Annotated in this window: 20 protein-coding genes; all 20 read left to right on the top strand. The window is 35.6% G+C overall.

The annotated features are described in order from the left end of the window. Positions 1 to 10 precede the first annotated feature (10 nt). The 20 genes from BLS24_RS01470 (at position 11) to BLS24_RS01375 (ending at position 22,988) form a co-directional block, all read left to right on the top strand. Positions 11 to 1,000 carry a Gfo/Idh/MocA family protein gene (locus tag BLS24_RS01470; protein ID WP_091755458.1) on the top strand — a complete coding sequence of 330 codons (990 nt, stop codon included), beginning with the start codon at positions 11 to 13 and terminating at the stop codon, positions 998 to 1,000. A 48-nt stretch (positions 1,001 to 1,048) separates the two neighbouring features. Next, positions 1,049 to 1,807, top strand: coding sequence for a glycerophosphodiester phosphodiesterase family protein (locus tag BLS24_RS01465; protein ID WP_091755456.1), 759 nt, complete (start codon positions 1,049 to 1,051; stop codon positions 1,805 to 1,807). Between the two features lie 255 nt (positions 1,808 to 2,062). Further along, on the top strand, positions 2,063 to 3,043 hold the full coding sequence (locus BLS24_RS01460; protein WP_091755454.1) for a hypothetical protein: 981 nt from the start codon (positions 2,063 to 2,065) through the stop codon (positions 3,041 to 3,043). A gap of 66 nt (positions 3,044 to 3,109) precedes the next feature. Continuing rightward, positions 3,110 to 3,553 (top strand): FAD synthase family protein, encoded by a 444-nt coding sequence (locus BLS24_RS01455; protein WP_091755452.1) that lies wholly within the window; start codon positions 3,110 to 3,112, stop codon positions 3,551 to 3,553. A gap of 17 nt (positions 3,554 to 3,570) precedes the next feature. Beyond that, positions 3,571 to 4,611: an asparagine synthase C-terminal domain-containing protein gene (locus BLS24_RS01450; RefSeq protein ID WP_091755450.1), complete on the top strand. Its 1,041-nt coding sequence runs from the start codon at positions 3,571 to 3,573 to the stop codon at positions 4,609 to 4,611. Positions 4,612 to 4,633: 22 nt separating this feature from the next. Beyond that, entirely contained in the window at positions 4,634 to 5,833 is a 1,200-nt protein-coding gene (locus tag BLS24_RS01445; RefSeq protein WP_091755928.1) for a CDP-glycerol glycerophosphotransferase family protein, read from the top strand. A gap of 33 nt (positions 5,834 to 5,866) precedes the next feature. Next, positions 5,867 to 6,955, top strand: a complete 1,089-nt coding sequence (locus tag BLS24_RS01440; protein ID WP_091755448.1) for a glycosyltransferase family 32 protein — start codon at positions 5,867 to 5,869, stop codon at positions 6,953 to 6,955. A gap of 46 nt (positions 6,956 to 7,001) precedes the next feature. Then, positions 7,002 to 8,084 (top strand): glycosyltransferase family 32 protein, encoded by a 1,083-nt coding sequence (locus BLS24_RS01435; protein ID WP_176764300.1) that lies wholly within the window; start codon positions 7,002 to 7,004, stop codon positions 8,082 to 8,084. Further along, positions 8,077 to 9,276: a glycosyltransferase family A protein gene (locus BLS24_RS01430; protein WP_091755444.1), complete on the top strand. Its 1,200-nt coding sequence runs from the start codon at positions 8,077 to 8,079 to the stop codon at positions 9,274 to 9,276. Before BLS24_RS01435 ends, BLS24_RS01430 begins: the two co-directional genes overlap by 8 nt. Positions 9,277 to 9,290: 14 nt before the next feature. After that, positions 9,291 to 10,070, top strand: coding sequence for a hypothetical protein (locus BLS24_RS01425; protein WP_091755442.1), 780 nt, complete (start codon positions 9,291 to 9,293; stop codon positions 10,068 to 10,070). Between the two features lie 39 nt (positions 10,071 to 10,109). Next, on the top strand, positions 10,110 to 11,501 hold the full coding sequence (locus BLS24_RS01420) for a glycosyltransferase family 2 protein (RefSeq protein ID WP_091755440.1): 1,392 nt from the start codon (positions 10,110 to 10,112) through the stop codon (positions 11,499 to 11,501). Between the two features lie 27 nt (positions 11,502 to 11,528). Continuing rightward, the gene (locus BLS24_RS01415) at positions 11,529 to 12,647 is read left to right on the top strand and encodes a glycosyltransferase family 2 protein (protein ID WP_091755438.1); all 1,119 of its coding nucleotides are present in this window, start codon (positions 11,529 to 11,531) and stop codon (positions 12,645 to 12,647) included. 94 nt (positions 12,648 to 12,741) lie between these two features. Beyond that, on the top strand, positions 12,742 to 14,007 hold the full coding sequence (locus BLS24_RS01410) for a glycosyltransferase family 4 protein (RefSeq protein ID WP_091755436.1): 1,266 nt from the start codon (positions 12,742 to 12,744) through the stop codon (positions 14,005 to 14,007). Between the two features lie 32 nt (positions 14,008 to 14,039). Further along, the gene (locus BLS24_RS01405) at positions 14,040 to 15,053 is read left to right on the top strand and encodes a methyltransferase domain-containing protein (protein ID WP_091755433.1); all 1,014 of its coding nucleotides are present in this window, start codon (positions 14,040 to 14,042) and stop codon (positions 15,051 to 15,053) included. Beyond that, the gene (locus BLS24_RS01400; protein ID WP_091755431.1) at positions 15,053 to 16,309 is read left to right on the top strand and encodes a polysaccharide deacetylase family protein; all 1,257 of its coding nucleotides are present in this window, start codon (positions 15,053 to 15,055) and stop codon (positions 16,307 to 16,309) included. The genes BLS24_RS01405 and BLS24_RS01400 overlap by 1 nt, the downstream gene beginning before the upstream one ends. A gap of 25 nt (positions 16,310 to 16,334) precedes the next feature. Further along, positions 16,335 to 17,507: a glycosyltransferase gene (locus BLS24_RS01395; protein WP_091755429.1), complete on the top strand. Its 1,173-nt coding sequence runs from the start codon at positions 16,335 to 16,337 to the stop codon at positions 17,505 to 17,507. 1 nt (position 17,508) lies between these two features. Next, positions 17,509 to 18,477, top strand: a complete 969-nt coding sequence (locus tag BLS24_RS01390; RefSeq protein WP_091755427.1) for an FkbM family methyltransferase — start codon at positions 17,509 to 17,511, stop codon at positions 18,475 to 18,477. Continuing rightward, positions 18,461 to 19,801 carry a glycosyltransferase family 2 protein gene (locus BLS24_RS01385; protein WP_176764299.1) on the top strand — a complete coding sequence of 447 codons (1,341 nt, stop codon included), beginning with the start codon at positions 18,461 to 18,463 and terminating at the stop codon, positions 19,799 to 19,801. Before BLS24_RS01390 ends, BLS24_RS01385 begins: the two co-directional genes overlap by 17 nt. 20 nt (positions 19,802 to 19,821) lie before the next feature. Then, positions 19,822 to 21,207 (top strand): glycosyltransferase family 2 protein, encoded by a 1,386-nt coding sequence (locus BLS24_RS01380; RefSeq protein ID WP_176764298.1) that lies wholly within the window; start codon positions 19,822 to 19,824, stop codon positions 21,205 to 21,207. 161 nt (positions 21,208 to 21,368) lie between these two features. After that, on the top strand, positions 21,369 to 22,988 hold the full coding sequence (locus BLS24_RS01375; protein ID WP_091755420.1) for an IS1634 family transposase: 1,620 nt from the start codon (positions 21,369 to 21,371) through the stop codon (positions 22,986 to 22,988). The last annotated feature ends 16 nt before the right edge of the window (positions 22,989 to 23,004 follow it).

Here is a 23,004-nt window from a genome sequence, read left to right as displayed (position 1 = left end):
ACGGTAGTTTATGAGATTAGGGATCATAGGTACAGGAAGGATTGCAAAGCGTGCGGTAAAAGAGCTGTCTTTTGTGGATGGGATTGATGTTACTGCGGTGTTAAATCCCAATCTGGACCATGCTGAAAAGTTCATAGAAGATAATGGCATGAAGGCTAAGGCATTTTCAGACATCTCTGAATTTGCTGATGCTATTGATGCGGTATATGTGGCATCTCCTCATGGGAGTCATGCTTCTTACGTAAGGCAGATGCTGGGCTACGGCAAGCATGTTATCTGCGAAAAGCCTATGTGCTTTTCTGAAGCGGAATCCAAAGAGCTGTTTGATATGGCTTTTGATAAAAAGCATGTGCTGATGGAAGCAGTTAAGACAGAGTTTTGCCCAGGTTTTAAGAAAATCTGCGAAGTTCTTGAAAGCGGTGTTATCGGAGAAGTTATAGATGTGGAAGCTGCTTTTACTAGACTATCTGAGCCTTACGGCAGAGAGTTTGATGATACTGAGTTTGGCGGCTCTTTTACTGAGTTTGGAACCTATTGTCTATTGCCGGTAATGAGATTTCTGGGAACTGATTACAGTGATGTAAGGTTTATGAGTATTCCTGCTGAGTCGGGAGTGGATGGATATAGCAAGGTAGCGTTTGCTTATGGGGATAAGTCTAGTGGTGTCGGAGGGGCTGATGCGGTCAGTGCAATTAGGAAAACCGGAACTGCCAAGACAGGACTTACAGCTAAAAGTGAAGGTCAGCTCCTGATATCAGCAGCAAAGGGATATATCCTAGTGCCATCACCCTGGTGGCTTACAAAACGCTTTGAAGTTAGATACGAAGATCCATCCAAGATAGACAGCTATGAATGCGAATTTCTTGGAGATGGACTTAGATACGAGTTTACTGAGTTTGAACGCAGAGTTAGTGGCGGAGAGGTGGCTAATAGTCAGAGAGATGAGGCGGTTGCTAGAGCGAGGGTGTTTGAGAAGTTTTTGAAAAGTAGGAAACATTGAAACAGAATTAAATTATAAGTGTTTTGAGAAGAATGGAGGTTTTTTACCATGAAAATTTGGGCTCATAGAGGTTGTAGCCAGTTATATCCAGAAAATACATTACTTGCATTTGAAAAGGCTATGAATGTCAAAAATCTTACAGGAGTTGAACTGGATATTCAGCTTACAAGGGATGGCGAGATCGTGGTCATTCACGATGAGAAGGTTGATAGAACTACTGATGGCTTTGGCTATGTCAGAGACTATACATTAAAGGAACTTAAACAGCTCCACATTTTTGCTGGAAGAGGCGTAGATACTGAGCGCGTTCCAACAATGAAAGAGGTTATAGAGCTTCTTTTACCAAGAATGAAAAACGATGGCTTCATGATCAACATCGAGCTCAAGACCAGTGTCTTCAACTATCCTGGAATCGAAGAAAAGATCGTGGCTCTTGTTGATGAGATGGGCATTAAGGACAATATCGTATATTCCAGCTTCTGGGCTGAGTCACTGGTTAATGTACATGCTATTGATCCTGCAGCTAAGCTTGGGGTTCTTGATAATTACGTTTCTAACTGCCTCTATAAAGCTATTGGCCTTGAGTCCATGTGGAGAGACGTACCAAATGGCAGTATAGCTCTGCATCCAGCAGGAATCTACATGGATATCCCAGCTGAGAAATTCAAAGGCCGCGATGTAAGAGCCTGGTTTGGCGGACATCTTTATCCTGAGCTTCCAACCGGCGGCAAGCTGGATGTGAACAAGTATGCAGAAAAAGGAGCAACGGACCTCATCTTGAATGAGCCGGATAAGTATTTGCGATAATAGCTTTTTAATATATTTTGGTGATAGATGATAATGTACCTTGACAACTTCATACTTTACATTAGGAGATAGATATGATATCTTACATGGGCATTTCATGTATAGTGTTCGTGGCATTCGCCAGACTATTCCCATGACTAAGATATATATTTGATGATTTCGTTTATCTAACTATTTATTTTCTGAGTTTCTTGGTGATATTCTATTTTTCTTGCCTATGCATGAGATGTATTAAACATACGTAGGAGGAAAAGTATGGATGAAGTAAAGAAGAAAGATAATCCATTGTATTCTGAATCTGCATACGATGATGCTTTCAGAACAATGGAGGGAAGGTGCGATGATCTGCTAATACCACTGGTGTATCATATGTTTAGAGAAAAGTATGGCAAGAGTGCAGTAGTGAAAAGACTTAGAAACGAACAGTTTGTCGAGCATGAAGATGGTTCAGAGGAAAAACGTATTACAGATTCCAGTTTTGAGATTACTTACAAGAATATAACCAAGAGATATCACCTTGAATGCGAGAGCAAGGTCTATAGCAGATCAATGTTGGTAAGAATATTTGAGTATGACACTCAGATAGCCAAGAATGCTTACGAGATAAATGTACATAAGGTGAGATTCAGATTTCCAAATTCAGGATTATTATTACTAAGATTTTCAAAAGAGGCACCTGAATCAGGAGTTATAGAGATTGTAATGCCGGATGGTAAAGAAGTATCTTATGAAATACCAATGCTGAAGATGTCGGATTATAGTATAGACAAGATTTTTGAAGAGAAGCTCTTTATGTTAATTCCATTCTTTATTTTCAACTTTGAGAAAAGATTATCCGAGATGAATCAAGATATGGATCAGATAGATGAACTTCTGAAAAATTATGAGGATATCTTTGAGCGATTAGATAAGGAGCTTGCTGTAGGTAGCTTGTCATCAGCATCTTACGATGCTATCATAAGGCTAACACATAGTGTTGCATATAAGCTCACTACGAAGCAGGAAAATGTCCAAAAGAAAGTAGGTGATGTCATGGGTGGAAAAGTACTTGATTTACCAGGCTTCAGAATCTACGACGAAGGAAAAGAAGAAGGAATTAAAGAAGGTATTAAAGAAGGAATGAAAAAAGGCGTTGAGGCTATGGCCTCATTGATTCATGATGGCCTTATCACAAAAGAAGATGCAGCTAAGAGATTAGGCATCTCGATAGAAGAATTGGATAAAATGATGAAGTAAAAAGAACCTCCCGATGTAAGGTATGTAGTTGTCTTACATGGGAGGTTTTTATTTAGGAGGTTTCGTTTGAGCGAAAAACCAAAATACAAAATTGGATACACGCAGGGCGTATATGACATGTTTCATATAGGTCACTTGCATATCATTAATAGTGCTGCAGCTATGTGTGAAAAGCTCATAGTTGGAGTTAATTCAGATGCTTTGGTGGAACAATACAAAAACAAGAAAACGGTTATCTGTCAGGAAGACCGTGCCGAAATAATACGTAATCTGAGAAATGTAGATGAATGCGTTATAGCGGACACGTTAGATAAAGTTGAGCAGTACAAGAAGTATAAATTTGATGCAGTATTTATTGGTGATGATTGGAAAGGAAATGAAAGATGGATTCAGACAGAAAAAGATCTGGAGCCATTTGGGGTGGAAGTGGTGTATCTGCCGCATACGCCTAATATTTCTTCTACGATGTTAAGAGTAGAGATTCCAAATCGAGTATATGAAAAAGACTAAAGGAAAAGGGGACGAAGATGACAGTAGATAAGAAGTTTTGCATGAGTTCATATTTGGCATTCAGATTTGTTGTGGATGAAGAAAAGATTTTTAAAGAGGGAATACCTCACTTAGACCACGAAATGATTCCTGCGGAAAAGAAAAGACCATGTAAAACAGCGCAGGATATCGATCGTAATATTAGAGAATCTCTAGAAAAGATTGATTTGAAGCATACAGGCGTGCTCTTGAGTGGCGGAATGGATTCTGCAATTTTAGCTTCATATATGCCAAAAGGGACAAAAGCCTACACTGCAAAGTGCGTTGGTAAGAATGCAGTTGATGAGACCATTCAGGCAAGAAAATACTGTGATCTTTATGACCTCGAACATGTAGTAATTGAAGTAGATTGGGAAGACTACGACAAGGGAATGAATCCGCTCATGATATTCCAGGGATTTCCAATTATTTCAAATGAGCCACAGGCATATAAGATTGCAAAAAGAGCTAAGGCTGATGGACTTAATTGTTTGGTCCACGGCGATACCGCTGACATTGAATTTGGCGGAATGAGTAAAATGCTCTCTAAAGACTGGGGATATGAAGAGTGGATTGAAAGAAGTATATACGTTCATCCAGAGAAAGTTTTAAAAGATCCTGCAGATATATATCAGTTTTATGAAAACTATAAAAAGGCGGATGGAATGGCTAACTATATGGATTTCATCAGTAACATTTATGGAAGGGCAACAGCTGCTGCTTTGACTCTTGCATGTAGAGCAGAAGGCATAGGCTTCATTGATCCTTATGAGGAAATGCACCTTACTGAGCCACTTGATATACAGAGGATCAGGAATGGCGAAAGTAAGTATCTGATTCGCGAATTATTCCGTATGAGATATCCTTCACTTGATGTTCCAGAGAAGCTTCCAATGTCTAGACCAGCTGATGCATGGATGGCATCTTGGGAAGGCCCTACAAGAGATGAGTTCATAGAAGGTTGCGCAAAAGACTTAACTGGCGAGCAGAAGCTTCTTGTATATAGTCTGGAAAGATTTCTCAATTTGTTAGATGAATAAGCAGGAAAAGAGCCTTTTTATCATGGATAAAGAAAAAAGATATGTAGCGAAGCGAAAAATAAAAGCTTTTTTATATGGGATACCATACTTGCTATGCAGGATATTTCCTATAAAAAAGAACAAGATTGTTTTGTGGACCTTTGAAGGTACTGGTGGATACGGCTGTAGCCCAAGATATATTGCTGAAGGGCTATTGAAACAGAAAAAAGAAGGGAAGAATTCTTTTGAGCTCTATTGGATCGTAAAAGATATCTCAAAAGAGTTTCCTAAGGAAATCCATAAGATAAAAGATACAACATGGAATAGAGCTTTTCATATGACTACTGCCAGATTTTGGATAGGTAATACTAGAACCTTCTATGGCACTAGAAAAAGAAAAGGCACTACATATATTCAAACATGGCATGGATCACTAAGTTTAAAACCAATTGGTAAGTATAGAGGTAATCTCTTTTCCAAAATGGCATATTTGGTCAGCAAGGCAGATTCAGACTTGATCGATCATGCTATTTCTGGAAGCTCATATTGTACAGACATGTGGAGAGAGGGACTTATCTATGATGGAGTAATAGACCAGTTAGGATCACCTAGATGCGATGTGCTCGTAAACAATGTAGCTGAAAAGAGAATGGAGCTGAGGCATGAATACAATATCCCGGAGGAAGCCAAAATAATAATATATGCTCCAACATTTAGAGGCGGTAGCCAAGGAACTAAGAGAGCTATAAATGAAAATCCTATTACTCTTGATTTTGATAGGGTACTTGAAGCTTTTCAGAAGCGTTTTGGTGGGGAATGGTACATGTTTTTAAGACTTCATCCGCAGCTTTCTGTTTATTGCGAAGGAATGTCTGTAAAAAATCAGAATTCAAGGCTTATAGATGTTACCCAAAGACCTGATATGAATGAAATCATGGCAGCCACAGACGCAATCATTACTGATTACTCAACCTGTATCTTTGAAGGTTTCTTAAATGGTCAGATGGGATTTATCTATGCAGATGACCTTGATGATTATGTGAAAGACCGCGGTAGTCTTATGTTTGAACTTGATGAAATTCCATTTAGTACAGCTTCTGACAATGATGCGTTGGTTTCAAATATATTAGCCTTTGATGAAAAAGAGTATGCTGAAAAATCAAAATGTTTCATTGAAAAGAATGGAATAATCAATGATGGACACGCAACGGAAAGAACTGTGAAATTGATTGGGGAGATATAGTTAGTTTTTTTACTTTAGGGAAGAAGGAAATATATGAAATTAAAAAACTGCAGATTAGATGAAGCATCTAAACAATTTAAGGACAAAAAAATTATTTTTTTCGGAAAAGGAAGCTGGTTAAAATCTGTAGATTATTCTCCGTTAATGGAATTAGAAAGCAACTTTCTGTACATAGTGGATAACAATCCCCTAGGCGATGTAACTATCGGACACAGATTATTAAATACATATACCCCGGATAAGTTAAACCATGAAAAAAATGTAGTTATTATTCTTACAAGTCCTATCTATATGTATGATATGTACAATCAGTTAATGGATATGGAGTTAGATGATTCAATAGATTGTTATGCTTTTCCTTTTATGCAAAAGATAACAGATAATAATAGTGATTATTCGATTGATTATAAGAATCAGGAACAAAAGATTCCTAAAATTATCCATTCATTTTGGTTTAGTGGGGAAGAAAAGCCGGACTCATACCAAAAATGCTTGGATTCATGGCCTAAACATCTAAGCGATTATGAGATCATAGAGTGGAATCTGGATAATTATGATTGGCATAAAAATAGCTTTTTGCAAAAAGCTATCGAATGTAAAGCGTGGGCATACGCATGTGACTTTGCAAGACTAGATGTGCTGAATGAATATGGCGGCATATACCTTGATATGGACGTTGAAGTATATAAGCCTTTTGATGATCTGCTTGGAAATGATGGTATTTTATCGTTTTCTAATAATATTATGGTTGACTTAGCAGTGATGGGTGCAAAGAAAAACAATGCGCTTGTTCAGCGTTTATTGGGATTATATGAAACAATAGTTCCACCTAATGATAAGAAAGAGTTTGCTAATTATTTTCAGCCTTCTTTGGTTAGGGATACTTTGGTAAAAGAAGGAATTAAGATGAATGGTTGTTTGCAAAAAATAGAGAATGCGACAGTCTTTCCACATGAATTTTTTATGCCGCTTGATTATGTCCTTTTTGATAACGACAGTAGTAATGAGAATACATACTGTGTTCATTATGACAATTTTGGATGGAGTTATGAAAAAGAGGATAAAAGGGCGAAGAAGATAAGAGACAATACACAGTTATGGAAAAAGCTAAGCAGTAAATGACAGATAACTAATACAAGCTTTTTCTATTATGATAAGGATGAGACTTATGAATATTTGTGATGTCACCTTTAGACAATTTGAAAGTGAGATTAGAGATAAAAAGATTGCTTGTATAGGTGCGGGAAAGTTACTAGATCACTTATTAGAATTCGGTCCAAAAGATGTGGTTAGTAAAATAGAACTAATTGCTGATAATAATGAACATGCAAAAACAAGAAAAGTTAATAATTTAAATATTGAGTGCCGAAGTGTTGATGAAACTATTAAATTACTCGATGAAAGCTTTGTGATTTTGATAACTACTATGTATTGTAAGGATATAGTTGATCAAATTAATAGTTTTAAAAGTGATTTACAGAATGATTGTTATATTTATTCTTTGATGTCTTTAAGGGTAGATGAATATGAATTTCCAGAAAAACATGATGAAAGCATACCCAAAATAATACATTGGGTGTGGGTTGGTGGCGGACCAGTGCCTGATAAAAATAAGAAATGTATTGAATCGTGGTATAAGTATTGTCCTGACTATGAAATCAAATGTTGGAATGAAGATAATTATGATATTTCAAAATGCACTTATATGAAACAGGCCTATGAAGCTCACAAATGGGGATTTGTTCCAGATTATCTAAGACTGGATGTTATTTATGATTATGGTGGTATCTATTTAGACGCAGACGTGGAATTAGTTAAACCTTTAGATGATTTGTTGTTTTATGACGGATTTGTTGGATTTCAAAGAAATTTTGCAATTAATCTTGGTTTAGGTTTTGGGTGTAAAGCAAAGAATCCTACGATTAGAGCTATGCGAGATTATTATGATTCAATTAGTTTTAAGACGGATAGCGGATATAATCTTACGGCATCTCCGGTATACAATACAAGGGTATTGGTAAGAAATGGGCTAATTATAAACAACGAGTTACAAAAGGTGGGAGATTTACTTGTGTTCCCAACAGATGTACTTGATCCTAAAGGGGCATTTTCGTGGACTCCCAAGTTAACACGACATTCATATAGCGTTCATCATTATGATGAATCTTGGGTGAATTTAGAACAGAAGCAAATTAATGAGGAACGATACAAGCAAACGGGCTTTTTCCGAGATGGGGTTGTGAATGACTAGTGAAAAAAAACAAGTATATTTTACGGTGTTTACGCCAACATACAATAGAAGAAAAACTATAATCAATGTCTATGAATCATTAAAAAGACAAACATATAAAAGTTTTGAGTGGATTGTAGTTGATGATGGCTCAACTGATGAAACATCTTCTTTTTTTGATTCACTAATTGTATCTGAAAATGAGTTTAGAATTATTTATGTAAAAAAAAGTAATGGTGGAAAGATGAGAGCAAATAATATTGCTTTGAAACTGGCTGATAGTGTAGCTTTTTTGAATGTTGATAGCGATGATTATTTGTTAGATGATACATTAGAGACATTACATGAATGGTTTATCAGAATTGAGGATAGAGTGGAAATAGCTGGCGTTTCGGGCATAAAAAGAATTGTAGGTAGAGAAAAAAAATATAAATTTGACATGATCGAAGCTACAAACATAGAAAGACGGAAGTATGATTTAGTAGCAGATATGTCAGAATGCTATAAAACAGCGTTGTTGAAATGTTACCCTGCACCAGTTTTTGAAGATGAAAAATATCTATCGCCTAGTATTGTTCATAATATGATTGCGAGGGATGGATATAAGCTTTGTTGGTATGATAAAGAGATACAGGTTTGCGAATATCTAGAAGATGGGCTTAGTAAAATTGGTAAAAATGCGCATTTTCTCAATAATCCTAGAGGATTTGCGCTATCAATTAGCCTTAGCATAGCAATAAAAAACGACCCGGATTATGCAGAATTTCAATATTACTATTATTACACTCTATTTAAGGATAGATATTCTATTAGAGAAATTTCAGAAATGCTTTCATTAGCAGAGAAACAATTGGAGAGAATGGTTCGAGATAAACCTAAAGTAATTAGGCAATTATCAAATTTTTTTAAGGATAGCAATATAAAGAAGGTAGCAATATATGGCCTTGGCGCTGCGGCCAAAAAGCTAATTCCATTTATTGATGATATAGGATTAGAAGTGATTTATGGAATTGATAGAAATCCCAATGGCTTGTTAGAAAAAGTATATTTACCTACAGATAATTTACCACAAGTGGATGCAATTATATTAACCAATTATTATGAAATAGAAGATATACGCAGATACATGGAACATTTAACTAAAATTAGAATTATCTCATTGGAAAAAGATATTCTTGATAAAGGCTTAGGGTACTATTTTAGTGAAATATAGAAATGGGGGATACTATGGACAATCTACATTATGGAAGTATGACTTGGAATTTAGATGATGCCAAAAACTATATAGATGAGTTTATGAATTTGTATGAACATCGCCCAATACAAAATAATAAAGGGGGAATGTTATCATCGCATCTTTTTTGGGCATGGTATGTAATGAAAAAGAGACAACCGAAATTCATAATAGAAAGTGGAGTTTTTAAAGGACAAGGAACGTGGGCGTTTCGCCAAGCTTGTCCCCAAGCATCTATTTTTTCTATTGATCCTAGATTAGATAAAAGAGTATACATTGATGACGAGGTTGAATATTTCGATGTGGATTTCAATGAAATAGATTGGGCTAAGCTTGTAAATCCGTTGCAGACTGTTATTTTTTTTGATGACCATCAAAATGCGTATACAAGATTACAACAGATGAACTGGATGGGATTTAAGGAAGCAATGTTTGAAGACAATTATCCAGTTGGAACGGGAGATGTGTATTCTTTGAACAAGGTTATGTCAATTGAGCTGTATGATGAGCTACGCAATACGAGGGATTTATCAGCAGATGATAATCTCAAGAAGAGTATGGCACATAAGAAATATTGCAAAGATAATTTAGAGGAATATACTGTTTTTCCACCGTTATATTTAGCTGAAAAGACAAGATGGGGGAATGAATGGAATTCTGCAGGTTTTGAAGTTGATGTGCCTTTACTAGATGAAAAAGTGCTAAAACGATATCCTGTCATTTTAGAAGAAGCTCACAATTATACTTGGATAGCATATGCAAGACTAAAGTAACTATAGAAATTATAAATAGGTTGATTTGGGACTCAAGTGATGGATAAAAGCGTAGCGGTTATAATTCCAGCATATAATGTTGAAAAATGGATTGGTGAGTGTTTGCACAGTGTAGTTTCACAAAAGGTACCATTTTCTGAGGTTATTATCATTGATGATGGATCACAAGATGATACACTTTCGATATGTAAAAAGTATGCTATGGAATATCCGTATATATCGATAATTGAACAGAGAAATAATGGACAGGGATATGCTAGAAATATAGGAATATGTTCTGTTACATCTGACTATTTCATATTTTTAGATGCGGATGATTTGCTGAGTGAAAATGCGCATAGCTACATCAACCAACACCTTACTGAAGATGTTGATGCTGTTTACTACAATGGAACAGGTTTCGGAGAAGCAATGCAAAAATCTCAGGAAAGAGATTATATAAGAAAAGGACGCTATTCTTATATAATTATGAAAGGCCAAGATTTTTTCTTAGAAACATATCCATGGGATTATAAGCCTGTTGTTTGTTTGACATGTTATAAAACAGAATTTGTAAAAAAGAATGAGATTTTGTTTCCTGAACATGTAGTGTATGAAGATAATTATTTTGCATTTAGATTCATGATGACTGCTAATAAAGTTATTCATATTGATAAGGAGCTATATATTAGAAGATATAGATATGGAAGCACAATGCTATCTTCTATGTCCGATAAGAAAATCTGCGATTTAATAGTTGTGTTTAGAGGAATATGGAAATTTTCATTGACTGCTAATTTGGAAAAAAAATATTATGTTCGTCAATATTTGCTAGATACTTTGCAGCAACTTATAAATATATACAAAAAATGTAATGATTGCAAAATTGAATTAAGTAAAGAAACTGTTTCTTTTTTTTATGAGGCTATTGATGAGTTTTCTGATATGTTTTTAGGAGATATTACTGACTTGGAGTTGTGGAGAGATGACAACAAATTGGTATTATTTCAGATATCATCATGGGTGATTGCAAATTGCGAAAAAAAAGAAAGATATAGTGTTATTTACCATAGACTGTTCCGCTGGGCCAAGTCATTTTATTATAAATTATTCAAAAAAATGGAATTAGATCATGATAATTTGGTGGTGGGGATATATGGCGTAGGTAGAGGAACAAATGGAATGTTGGATTTATATAGTAGACTGTGCGGAAAAATAAAAGCAACGCTTGTGTTTTATGATACATACAAAAAAGGAGAGCAGTACAGGAAACAGACGGTTCTAGATTTTGAGAAAGAAAAAATATCTTGTGGGAAAGTGGTTATTTGTTCATGTAAAGCGCATGAGTTTATTAAGGAACTAATTAAGGAGAAAATGCCCAAGATAGAGATAATAGATGTTAATGAAAAAGTTGATATTTCAGTTTTTGAGTTTGTGGATACATTGTTTTAAATTTCAAATTATTAAATGAGTGATTAAATGGGAAATAAGAAATTATCTATTATTACAGTATGTTTAAATTCTAAAAACTACCTAGAACAGACTATAAAGAGCCTCATAAAAGTGGGGCTAGATAACTGTGAGTATATAATTATTGATGGACAATCAACTGATGGAACATTAGACGTAATAGAACAATATAAAAAGCATATTACATATTGGGTGAGTGAACCAGATAATGGCATATACGATGCAATGAACAAAGGTTTGAGAGTTGCGTCAGGTGAGTGGGTGCTTTTTTTAAATAGTGGAGATATTCTTTATGATAGATGCTTTGACCTTCTTGAAGTAGAAGGTAATGCGGATGTTGTTTTTGGAAATGCAAATATAATTGATGATGGAAATGTTATAGGCCAAAGAATGGCACAACCATTAGATGACATATGGAAAGGAATGCCTTTTTGTCACCAAGCTGCTTTTACCAAAAGAACATCTTTTTATGAAATAGGTTTTTTTGATATTAGTTACAACATCTCAGCGGATTATAAATGGTTTCTTGCTGCGTATGATGAAGGAATGAAATTCAAATATATTGATAGAATTATTGCTGGCTTTCTAGATGGTGGAATAAGTAGTCGATATTATGAGGAACGTTTCTGGGAAAGTATAAGAGCGAGTTTTGATGTAGTAAATAAAAATGCGGATGAGAAAATAATAGAAAAGGTAAAAAGAGATAAGAGGATAGATTGTTGCCTACACATGATCATGAACGCTTCTAATAGGCAAGAAGATATTAATGAATATTTAAAGGCTAAATTAGAATTCAATCGGATTTCTATTTGGGGGGCTGGCATTTGGGGGAGTAGATTATGCTCTATTATTTCAGCTTGTTGTGGAATAGATCATGTGGTAGATAGTGATATAACTAAAAATAAAATAAAAATATGTAATATATGTATCGAGGAACCGGCTGTACTTGTTGGATATAGTGGATTAGTAATTGTAGCAATAAGAAATGTTGATAACAAAATAATTGAAGAAATAAAAAAGATCTTGGGACCAAATGCACACATTATCACGTTGGTTCAACTGGCAACAGATGTTTTTGGCAACCAGGTAGATGCTTTATTTCGAAAAAGGTATGTCGTGTCTGAATAGTATATATCGTTTGGGCTATAGCTAGAATAATAGTTCATGATGTTCATTAAAAATAATTATAGTTTTGACATGCGAGGCAATAAGGGTAAGAACAATGCGTGTATTGTGGATATGCAAAGTTATCACTCCTGAATACAGTGATATTTACAAAGTTAAGAAAAGACATATTGAAGGCTGGATAAGTGGAATGCATCGTGCACTGGCTGATAATTCTGATATGGATATTGCTTGTTGTTTTTCCATAATTGATGAAGTAAAAATGATCAAAGGCAAAAGCGGAAAGTTGACTTATTATTCATATCATAGTGAAATAGATACCAGAGAAGTAGATGAAGAAGCAATTAGCGAATTTTGTGCTATTTATGAAGATTATAAGCCTGACATAATACATATATGGGGGTCTGAATATCCACATTCATATGCAGCTGCACTTGCGGCAGAACGCGTTGGGTTGTTGAAACGAGTGGTATTACATGTGCAAGGTCTGATTTCTGCTATTGCACCTTATTATAGCTTGGAAATTCCGGACAAATGGATTGACTTTTCATGTAATAACATAAGAAGTATAAGAGAAGAGGCATCTGATCTAGAACGTAGAGGAAAGTACGAAATAGAGTTGATTAAAAGCGGCATCACAGTGCTCGGAAGGACATCATGGGATAAGGCTTACATAGAAAGTTTATCTAGCAACGTACATTACAGATTATGTGATGAAATATTACGTAGTGATTTTTATGACAATACAGATAGGTGGAAAATAGAAAGGGCACGTAAGCATACAGCTTTTATTAGTCAGGCCTACTATCCGATTAAGGGATTACATTTTATTCTATCTTCTGTAGCAAAATTGAAACAAGAGTATAACGATTTTCATTTGTTCATTTCAGGTGGAAGTGGACTAATAGCTGAGGATAGCAGAAAGCAATCGCCTTATGAGCAATATATCTTGTCTTTGATTCAAAAATATAAAATTGAGGATGTTATTACTTTCACAGGAACACTGGATTCTATGCAAATGATAAAAATGTTTTTGGAATGTAATGTCTTTATTTGTCCGTCAACGATTGAAAATTCATCAAACTCAATTGGAGAAGCCCAACTTCTTGGAGTCCCTGTAGTGGCTTCGTATACAGGGGGGACACCAGATCTTATTACTCATGGAGAGACTGGGCTCATGTACCAAATGGATTCAGATTATATGTTTATGTCATGCATTAAAAGAGTTTTTGATGATGATGCATTTGCAACACGCATGTCGGTAGAAGAGCAGCGAGTGGCTTCTGAAAGATATAACAGAGATAGGATTAAGAAGCAGTTACTAACCATATATGAAGAACTGATTGAAAACAATCTTGCGTAGAATGCTTGAACTATGTAGAGGGATATGAAGTTATGGGGAAAATTTCAGATTTTATTAGCAAGAATCAAAAAGTATATGTTTATGGGAATGGTACTTTAGGAAAAAAAGTGATTAGGGAGTTGACTGATCATAGTTCTAAGTTTAAAGGGGCAATTGTTACTAATAATTTAAGCAAAATATATGAGATTGATGGAGTTGATTTATTTGAGGTTGATGATTTTTTTGCAAAGCACTCAGATGAAGAAATAGGACAAAGTGGGATTTTAATTACAGTTTCTTTGAAGAATAGAGGTGACGTAGAAACAGTTCTTAATAAATATAAGTTTGATAATTATTTATTTGTTGATTCAGATAGTGTGGCTGAATATATCAGGGAGACTGACGATGTAAAAGACAGAAGACTATTACATGGATTAGAACCTGTAAGCAGAGTGTTCGGCTTAGACCGTGGAACGCCGATTGACAGATACTATATCGAGAACTATTTAGAAGAAGCATCTCATGAAATAATAGATAGTGGAGTTAAACCTAGTAATATTATTGAAGTAGGGGCAGACAGCTATAGTAAGAAGTACTTCAGCTCAACTCGTAATGAAGAGACACATTTTGATATTTTGGACTATGCAAAAGGAAAGGATCTGACAAATACAGCAAGTTTACCAAAGGAAAAGTATGATGTCTTTATTTGTACTCAGACATTTAATTTTATTTACGATGTAAAAAAAGCTATTGAAGGCGCACATTATTTGTTGAAACCAGGAGGATATTTGCTAGCTACAGTAGCTGGAACTATTACGCCTATTTCAAGATTTGATATGGATAGGTGGGGACATTATTGGGGATTCACTGAGCTATCGATTAAGAAGCTTCTGGAAGATAAATTTGAATCAGAGAATATTAAAGTTTCGCCTTTTGGTAATGCACTATCTGCAACAGCTTTTGTACAAGGAGTTTCTGTTGAAGATTTGGATGAAAAGAACATGCTGGATGCTCAAGATAAGGACTATCCAATTGTAATAGGAATAACTGCAAGAAAGGAATTCTGATGACACAGGATTGGCGTGAGTTTTGCGAGAAGAATAATGGCAAAATAAATATATATGGTGCAGGTATATATGGCAAAGAATTGGCTATATGGCTAAAGGAACACGGACTGGATTTTTGTAATTTCATTGTTACTAAAGAAAAAGATAGAAATGAGATATTTGGAAAGTCTGTAAAAACTATAGCTGAAATAGATGAAAAACCTGAATCAGCTTTTGCTATAGCGGCTAGTACAAAGAATGCTATTCAGATGACTGCAGAATTAGAAAAGAGAGGAATTAGCAATTATTCAATTTTTAGTGACGATGATGTCGAAAAGGCAAAGGCTGAAAATAAATATGTTGGTTCATATATTGCCGATAACTGTGTGAATGTTTTGTTTTATCATCGCGTTATCAATTTGTCTACTGATCCACAGCAACTGGCAGTTAGTGTTGAGAATTTTGAGGAACAAGTTAGATATATTAAGGAAAACTATAACGTTGTAAGATTTGAGGATGATTGGACTTGTTTAAAGGATAAATCTATCGTACTTACTTTTGATGATGGCTATGCGGATAATTATTGGAATGCACTTCCTATACTCGAGAAATATGAAGTGCCCGCCACTATATTTGTCAGCTCTGGAAATTTGGGAACAGCCAATGAAATGTGGTGGGACGCGCTTGAGTCTTTATTGTTATTACCAAGTCATAGGCCAGAAAAGATAGTAATAGGAACAGAAGAATTAGCATTTGACAGTGAAGAAAATAGATATGAAAGCTACTTATGTGCTCATCGAATAATGAAAGCGATGAGTGCCGAAGATCGAGAGAAAGAGATAAGAAGATTAGCCAGCATAATAAAACCTAATGATTTTCCTAGAAAAGAATTTAGATTAGTTGATCAAGAAGAACTGCGAAAACTAGCTGAGTCAAAATATATAACTATTGGTGCCCATACTGTGACTCATAGCTCACTTGCTTGTGAAAGCGAAGAGGAACAAAGGTGGGAAATTAGAGAGTCAAAGAAAAGATTAGAAGCTATCATTGGTAAAGAGATAACGGTTTTTTCATATCCATTTGGGACAAGGTCTGATTACACAGATAATACATGCGAGATTTTAAAAGAAGAAAAAATCAAAAAAGCTGGTATTGTAAAGCAGGGATTGTGGAGAGACGGAATAGATGAATACCAGATACCAAGGAATATTGTTAGAAACTGGAATGCCGAGGAACTTGCTAGGCAGATAAATAGGACATGGACAATTTGGAGTTGATGTTGAGGAAAGGAATTAGTCTATTATGGAGAAGTATGCACCTATAGTTATATTTGCGTATAACAGAGTCGACCATCTAAAAAAATTAATAGAAACACTTTTGCAGAACGATGAATTTAAGTATTCTGATCTTTTTGTTTATTCAGATGCTGCAGCAAATGTAGAAAAGCAAGATGCAGTGAATGAAGTAAGGAAGTATCTGCAGAGCATAAAAGGTTTCAAAAGTAAGACAGTCATTGAGCGAGAAAAAAACTGGGGACTTAGGCGTAATATTATCGATGGCGTAACAACAGTAGTAGAAAAGTACGGTCGAGTAATAGTTTTAGAAGATGATTTGGTGCTTTCTCCATTTTTTCTGGATTATATGAATAAGGCTCTTGATAAGTACTGTGATGATTCCAGAGTTATGCAAATTTGCGGAAGCATGATAGACATTTGCACAGACGATCTTCCAAACACTTTTTTTTCAGGCTTTTCTGATTGCCTCGGCTGGGCAACTTGGAAAGAAAGCTGGGATTTATATAAAAGAGATCCTCAAGCTCTCTTTAAGGATACTCCTAGAAATGAGGTGTACAGATATAATAAAGCTGGGTTTGATTTGTGGAAGCAGATTATGGCTAATTATGACGGGACTTTAGATTCTTGGGCAGCATTTTGGTATGCCACTATTGTCCAAAATAATGGATTGATTTTGTATTCGAAAAAGCCATTATCAATGACTATCTATGATGAGTCAGGAACTAATTGCCAAGATGCTACATTAGATGCTCTAAATGGAAATATGACATTGTTAGACACACCAGTTGAATACTATCCGGAAGATTTTGAAATAAATGAGCTAGCAGAAAAAAGGATGATTCAACTATATAAGAACGTGTTTCAACGTAATTCTATTTTTCAAGATACGATTAGAAACGCCAAGAGTGTCCTAGGAAGTAGAAAAATTGCTATCTGGGGTATGGGGCATTATGGGAAAAGCGTTTACATGGAATTATGTAAAGCAGAGAACTTGTCCATTGATGTAGAGTGCTATGATGGCGGGAAACTTAAGAGTTTTTACAAGGATCCAGAGGCTTTAAAAAACAAACAGAAAAGCACTTTTATAATTGTGGCATTGAAAGATGCAGATGATGTAAAAAGAATAGTTGAATCGTATGGATATAAAAGAAATTTAGATTATTGTGTAGTGGGTGAATAGCATGAAAAAGCGTATAGCGATTTATGGGACAGGCAGTTATTCTGAGAGATTACTAAAATGGATTCAATATAGAAATATAGATGTTGATATTTGTTTTTTTATTCAGTCTAAGGTGGATGAATTATCTTTTTTTGATAGACCTATTTATTCATGCTCTAAAATAAAAGATGATTTTGATTATCTTATTATAGCTGTTTCAGATAAGTATAAATTGCAAGTGCTTGATAATCTTGAAGCGATTGATATATATGAAAAAATAAAAGAAAAAATTGTATCTATTGATGAGTTTAAAATTTTAGCCGGTTGGAATGAAGACGTTCTTGTAGACGTGCCAATACAGTGGGTGTCAGATGGCTTAGAAAAAGTAGGAAGTGACTATGGAGGATATTGGATAGATAGAAATGTTTTAGGTGAGAAGCCGATTGTTCTTTCTTTTGGAATAGGGGAGGAAATATCTTTTGATCTTGAAATGATCAATAAATTTGATGCTCAAATATATGCATTTGATCCTACTCCAAAAGCGATTCATTTTATGGAACAATACAAAGCAAACGAGAACATATCATTCTTTCCGTACGGTATAGCTAAGGAAGAAGGAGAGGCATCTTTCTATTTGCCAAAGAATAAAGAATATGTTAGTGGAGCTTTGGATACTAGAGAAGAACTTGAAGTGATACCGATAACAGTACAAATGAAGACATATTCTTCGATTGTTTCGGAGTTAGTAGCGGGTTCAACTATAGACGTTATCAAAATGGATATTGAAGGATCTGAATTTGATATTATTCCAGAAATTTTAAATAGCAAAGACAACAGTGTTAAGCAGATAGTTGTTGAGTTCCATGAGAGGTTCTATCCAGATGGAATCAGTAAAAAGAATAAGGTGTTAAAGTTGTTAAATGAAAAAAGCTATCTGCTAGCTTATAACGATGAAAAAGAGTTTACGATGTCTTTTGTTAAAAGAAAATGAAAATGGGGTGTTAATAAGAATGAGCAATAGACCCAACGTATCAGTGATAATTCCTGTGTTTAATAGAGAAAAACAAATCCAAAAGTGCTTGGATAGCGTATTGAATCAGTCTTTAGAAAACATAGAGATAGTATGCGTTGATGATGGCTCTATTGATGAAACTCCTAAAATATTGGATGAATATGCCCAAAATGATGCAAGAGTAAAGGTTATTCATAAGTCAAATACTGGCTATGGCAATTCATTAAATGAGGGCGTAAAGAAAGCAACTGGTGAATATATTGGAATTGTAGAGTCTGACGATTATATTGAATCGAAAATGTATGAGGAATTATATATTGCGGCTCATAAAAATGATGCAGATATAGTTAAGGCAGATTTTTTTGTGTTTTATGAAAACTATGACTATGAGCATGTTTATAACATTCTTTCTGACAAAAACAAAGATTTATACAATGTTGTAACAAATTATAAAAATGATAGAAGAGTATTTGAAGCCTACATGACTTCTTGGTCTGGAATATATAAAAGAGATTTTTTGATCAGTAATGATATTTTGCATAATGAAACGCCAGGAGCTTCATTTCAAGATAATGGTTTTTGGATTCAGACAATGTTGTATTCAAGGAAAACATTCTTTATAAATCGTCCATTCTATCATTTGAGAAGAGATAATGCAGATTCTTCTGTTTATGATTTGAGAAAGATATATGCACTATGTGATGAATATGATTTTATGAGGAAGTGTTTAATTAAGTACTCGCAAGATATGGATGAACTTCTTCCATGGTTATGGAAAAGGCGCTTTTTGTCATGTTTAAGTGATATGTGCCGAATTGGATACGAATATCGATGTGAATTTATAGAAAGACTTTCGAATGATATAAAAAAGGGTGTTGAGCTAGGCGAAATCAAAAAGGATACTGTTGACTCTAAAACTTGGAATGCCATTGATGAGCTGATTAGTAATGATAAGCTTTTTTATGAGAAATATTATAAGTTTAAGGACGCGGCCGTAAAGAGATTAGATGATGCGAAGGCAATCGTAGTATATGGGGCGGGCGCTTATGCTACTAGAATCATAGGAGATATACAAACTTCAAGGTTTGCAGACAAGTTGGTAAGTATTGCAGTAACTAGTAAAGAGGGTAATCCTGTAATTAAATCTAGGCTAAAGGTTCAGGAAATAAAAGAAGGTGCATTTCCAAAGGATGCACTTTTCATTATATCGATTAAACAGGGAATTGAAGAGATTGAGGCAATTCTTAAAAAGAATGGGTATTCTAATTATATGTCTTGTTATGAATTGCATGATTTATTGTAGCTGTAAGGTGAAAAATGGTTATGAGTGAAAATGTCAAGGTATCTGTAATACTGCCAAGCTATAATGTTGGTCAATATATTGATGAGTGCTTGCAAAGTGTCGTTAACCAAACTTTGTTAGACATTGAGATAATATGTGTTGATGCAGATTCAGTTGATGGTACTAAGGAAATCATTGGAAGCCATTTATCAGATAGTAGGGTTAAACTGGTTACTTCTCAAAAAAAGAGTTATGGATACCAGGTTAATTTAGGAATGTCACTTGCTCATGGAGAGTATGTTTCCGTAGTAGAAACAGATGATTTTATTGCGGCTGATATGTTGGAAAAACTATACTCCATAGCTAAAAAGGAAGATGCAGATATTGTAAAATGTGGCTATTATGCGTTTATAACTGGTCTCGATGGCAAGTATCTTACAAATGAGGTATCGCTAGATAGAGAAGGGATTAAAAGTGGAGGCCCTTTTTCATTCATTGATTATTGTAATAAATCGCAAGGAACAGATCCTTTTATCTGGAATGCTCTATATAAGAGAAGCTTTTTGTTAGATAATGCAATATTTCTGAACGAAAGTCCGGGAGCTGCTTTTCAGGATTGTGGTTTTAGATATCAGGTTTATGCATGCGTGGACCGAGCTATATATGTTGACAAGGCATACTACTATTATCGAAGAGATAACGCATCATCGTCCATGTTTAATCCCAAAGGTTTAGTCTTTAACTATAATGAATGCAGTTTTTTAGCAGATAAAATGCAATTAGCGATAAATGGAGATAATCTCAAGGCGCATTTTATTGCTGAAACTATAATTGCTACAATGCTAACTTCATACCGTTTTTGCCTTTTGAACCATATTAAAGATGAGATGTTAGCAGAAACAATGAATAAGTTTAGAGGCTTGATAAAACAAATGTTGGATTCAAAAGCACTGATTCTTGATGATCTTTCGGAGAATATGAAGAATGAAGTGTTGCTTTTGTTGGATTCATATGAAAAATATGCATCTTTTGTGGAAGATAAATTTAGCAATTTAGATAAGAATGCTACGGATTTTATAGCGACTATAAAAAAAGCAAATGGAATAGTTGTATTTGGCGCTGGAAAAATAGGAAAGAGCGTGTATACGTGGTTAGTAAAAAATAAAATATGCTCGGATCTTTCTGTCTGTGATAATAGTCCTGAATTGTGGGGAAATGAATTTTTTTACACTATAGTAAGATCACCAGAAGAAGTGATGGTATGTGATAGCAAGGTGTTTGTATTGGCTGCTGGAAAACATAATTGTGAGATTAAGAAACAATTGGTGGATAGCGGAATTGGAGAAGATAGGATTGTTGAGTATTTATATGCGACGCACCCTTTGCTGTGTACTGGAACTATGATGGATATATTTTATTCGTGTTAGTTATCATGATCTTAAAACCTGGATTCTCGGAAACGTGACGATGAAAACCTCGTCACAGATTTCTGAAATCCGCTAAAATACTGAATTTATTGCTATTTCTCTCTTGATTTTTGCATCGTCATGTTTTATAATATTTATAGAAAACATGACGAGGTGGGGCGATGGCAATCATTACACAAACTGACAAAAGATCCGGTATTACCTACGCTTACGAGACAACCTATTACTGGGACAAGGAGAAACAGCAGTCGAGGTCCAAGCGTGTCTGCATTGGAAAGGTTGACCCAGTCTCTGGGGAGATAATCCCTACCAGAGGACGCGCAAAGAAAGGCGAGTCCAAGACTCCTAAAGCTTTGCCTGCCAGAACAGGCCCGGTCACATATACTGAGACAAAGCACCTTTATTTTGGCGCCACATATCTTCTGGAGCAGTTTGCTGATCAGATAGGACTTACAGCTGATCTTAAGCAGTGCTTTCCGGATATGTACAAAAAGCTTTTGTCAGTAGCTTTTTACCTTGTACTTGAGGATAACAATCCTCTATACAGGTTTGAAAAATGGAATCTTACCCATAAGCATCCTTATGGACAAGATATAGCTTCACCCAGAAGCAGTGAGATGTTCGCATCCATCACTGATGATCAGATAGCCAAGTTCTTGCGGTTACAGGCCAAGAGACGTGTCGAGGATGAGTACTGGGCTTATGACAGCTCCAGCTTCTCAAGCTACTCAGAAACTCTTAAGCAGGCTCAGTGGGGCAAGAACAAGGAAAACGACAGGCTTCCTCAGATAAATCTCCTTCTTGTGTTCGGAGAGAAATCCGGTCTTCCGTTCTATTACCGCAAGCTTGCCGGCAACATCCCTGATTCAAAGACGGTCAAGCACCTTCTTGAGGATCTGGATATCCTGGGCTTTGGCAAGACCAAGTTTGTCATGGACAGAGGCTTTTACTCTGAGGACAACATCAATGGTCTGTACAGGGAGCACGTTAAATTCCTTGTAGGAGTAAAGCTCTCCCTTAAGTTCATCAAGAAGAATCTTGATGATGTATATGATGATATCCGTATGTTCAACAACTTCGACGAAGGCCTTAATACTTATGGACTTACAGTCAGCGCTGAGTGGAATTATACTCAGGACAGGCCATACAAGGGCGACACCCTCGAAGAGAAACGCCGGATCTACATCCACTATTTCTACAGCATCGAAAGAGGTGCTGATGAAGAGCAGGCTTTTGACAAGCGTATCATGGACTACTGCAATGAGCTTCTTTCTGGCAAACCGGTTGAGGATCACAAGAAAGCTTACGCCCGTTTCTTTGAAGTAAAGGATACCCCTGTCCGAGGAAGGCAGGTCTACTACAAAGAAGATGAGATCAAAGCTGCTCGCAAGCACATAGGATACTTTGCCATCATCACCAACGAGAAGATGGACGCATTCACCGCCCTTCATCTATACAGAATGAAGGATGTCGTAGAGAAAGCGTTTGGCAATCTCAAGGAAAGACTCAATATGAGAAGGCTTCTCGCCAAGTCCGAGAAGAATCTCGATGGCAAAATATTCAACGAGTTTATAGCACTAATTCTGATTTCCCACCTTGATCACAAGATGAAGGAAACAGATTTATATAAAACTTACACAATGCAACAGCTGCTTGATAAGCTTGATGTCCTTGAGTGTTATGAGGACGAAAAGCGTGCGCTCAGGATTGGTGAGCTTCTGGACAAGCAGGCAGATATTTACAGGACTCTCGGAGTGGCATTGCCAACCTCGTCATGTTAATCCGAGAATCCAGGTT

Origin of the sequence: Butyrivibrio sp. INlla18 (assembly GCF_900103635.1) — a bacterium.
GTDB lineage: Bacteria > Bacillota > Clostridia > Lachnospirales > Lachnospiraceae > Butyrivibrio.
This window is presented reverse-complemented; position numbering and strand designations above follow the sequence as displayed.

What these genes read in the sequence shown, in the direction of transcription:
- BLS24_RS01380 (WP_176764298.1), top strand. Translation starts at nt 19,822, where the DNA reads ATGAGTGAAAATGTCAAGGTATCTGTAATACTGCCAAGCTATAATGTT.
- BLS24_RS01465 (WP_091755456.1), top strand. Translation starts at nt 1,049, where the DNA reads ATGAAAATTTGGGCTCATAGAGGTTGTAGCCAGTTATATCCAGAAAAT.
- BLS24_RS01420 (WP_091755440.1), top strand. Translation starts at nt 10,110, where the DNA reads ATGGATAAAAGCGTAGCGGTTATAATTCCAGCATATAATGTTGAAAAA.
- BLS24_RS01450 (WP_091755450.1), top strand. Translation starts at nt 3,571, where the DNA reads ATGACAGTAGATAAGAAGTTTTGCATGAGTTCATATTTGGCATTCAGA.
- BLS24_RS01415 (WP_091755438.1), top strand. Translation starts at nt 11,529, where the DNA reads ATGGGAAATAAGAAATTATCTATTATTACAGTATGTTTAAATTCTAAA.
- BLS24_RS01375 (WP_091755420.1), top strand. Translation starts at nt 21,369, where the DNA reads ATGGCAATCATTACACAAACTGACAAAAGATCCGGTATTACCTACGCT.
- BLS24_RS01400 (WP_091755431.1), top strand. Translation starts at nt 15,053, where the DNA reads ATGACACAGGATTGGCGTGAGTTTTGCGAGAAGAATAATGGCAAAATA.
- BLS24_RS01390 (WP_091755427.1), top strand. Translation starts at nt 17,509, where the DNA reads ATGAAAAAGCGTATAGCGATTTATGGGACAGGCAGTTATTCTGAGAGA.
- BLS24_RS01395 (WP_091755429.1), top strand. Translation starts at nt 16,335, where the DNA reads ATGGAGAAGTATGCACCTATAGTTATATTTGCGTATAACAGAGTCGAC.
- BLS24_RS01410 (WP_091755436.1), top strand. Translation starts at nt 12,742, where the DNA reads ATGCGTGTATTGTGGATATGCAAAGTTATCACTCCTGAATACAGTGAT.
- BLS24_RS01460 (WP_091755454.1), top strand. Translation starts at nt 2,063, where the DNA reads ATGGATGAAGTAAAGAAGAAAGATAATCCATTGTATTCTGAATCTGCA.
- BLS24_RS01440 (WP_091755448.1), top strand. Translation starts at nt 5,867, where the DNA reads ATGAAATTAAAAAACTGCAGATTAGATGAAGCATCTAAACAATTTAAG.
- BLS24_RS01445 (WP_091755928.1), top strand. Translation starts at nt 4,634, where the DNA reads ATGGATAAAGAAAAAAGATATGTAGCGAAGCGAAAAATAAAAGCTTTT.
- BLS24_RS01405 (WP_091755433.1), top strand. Translation starts at nt 14,040, where the DNA reads ATGGGGAAAATTTCAGATTTTATTAGCAAGAATCAAAAAGTATATGTT.
- BLS24_RS01425 (WP_091755442.1), top strand. Translation starts at nt 9,291, where the DNA reads ATGGACAATCTACATTATGGAAGTATGACTTGGAATTTAGATGATGCC.
- BLS24_RS01470 (WP_091755458.1), top strand. Translation starts at nt 11, where the DNA reads ATGAGATTAGGGATCATAGGTACAGGAAGGATTGCAAAGCGTGCGGTA.
- BLS24_RS01435 (WP_176764300.1), top strand. Translation starts at nt 7,002, where the DNA reads ATGAATATTTGTGATGTCACCTTTAGACAATTTGAAAGTGAGATTAGA.
- BLS24_RS01430 (WP_091755444.1), top strand. Translation starts at nt 8,077, where the DNA reads ATGACTAGTGAAAAAAAACAAGTATATTTTACGGTGTTTACGCCAACA.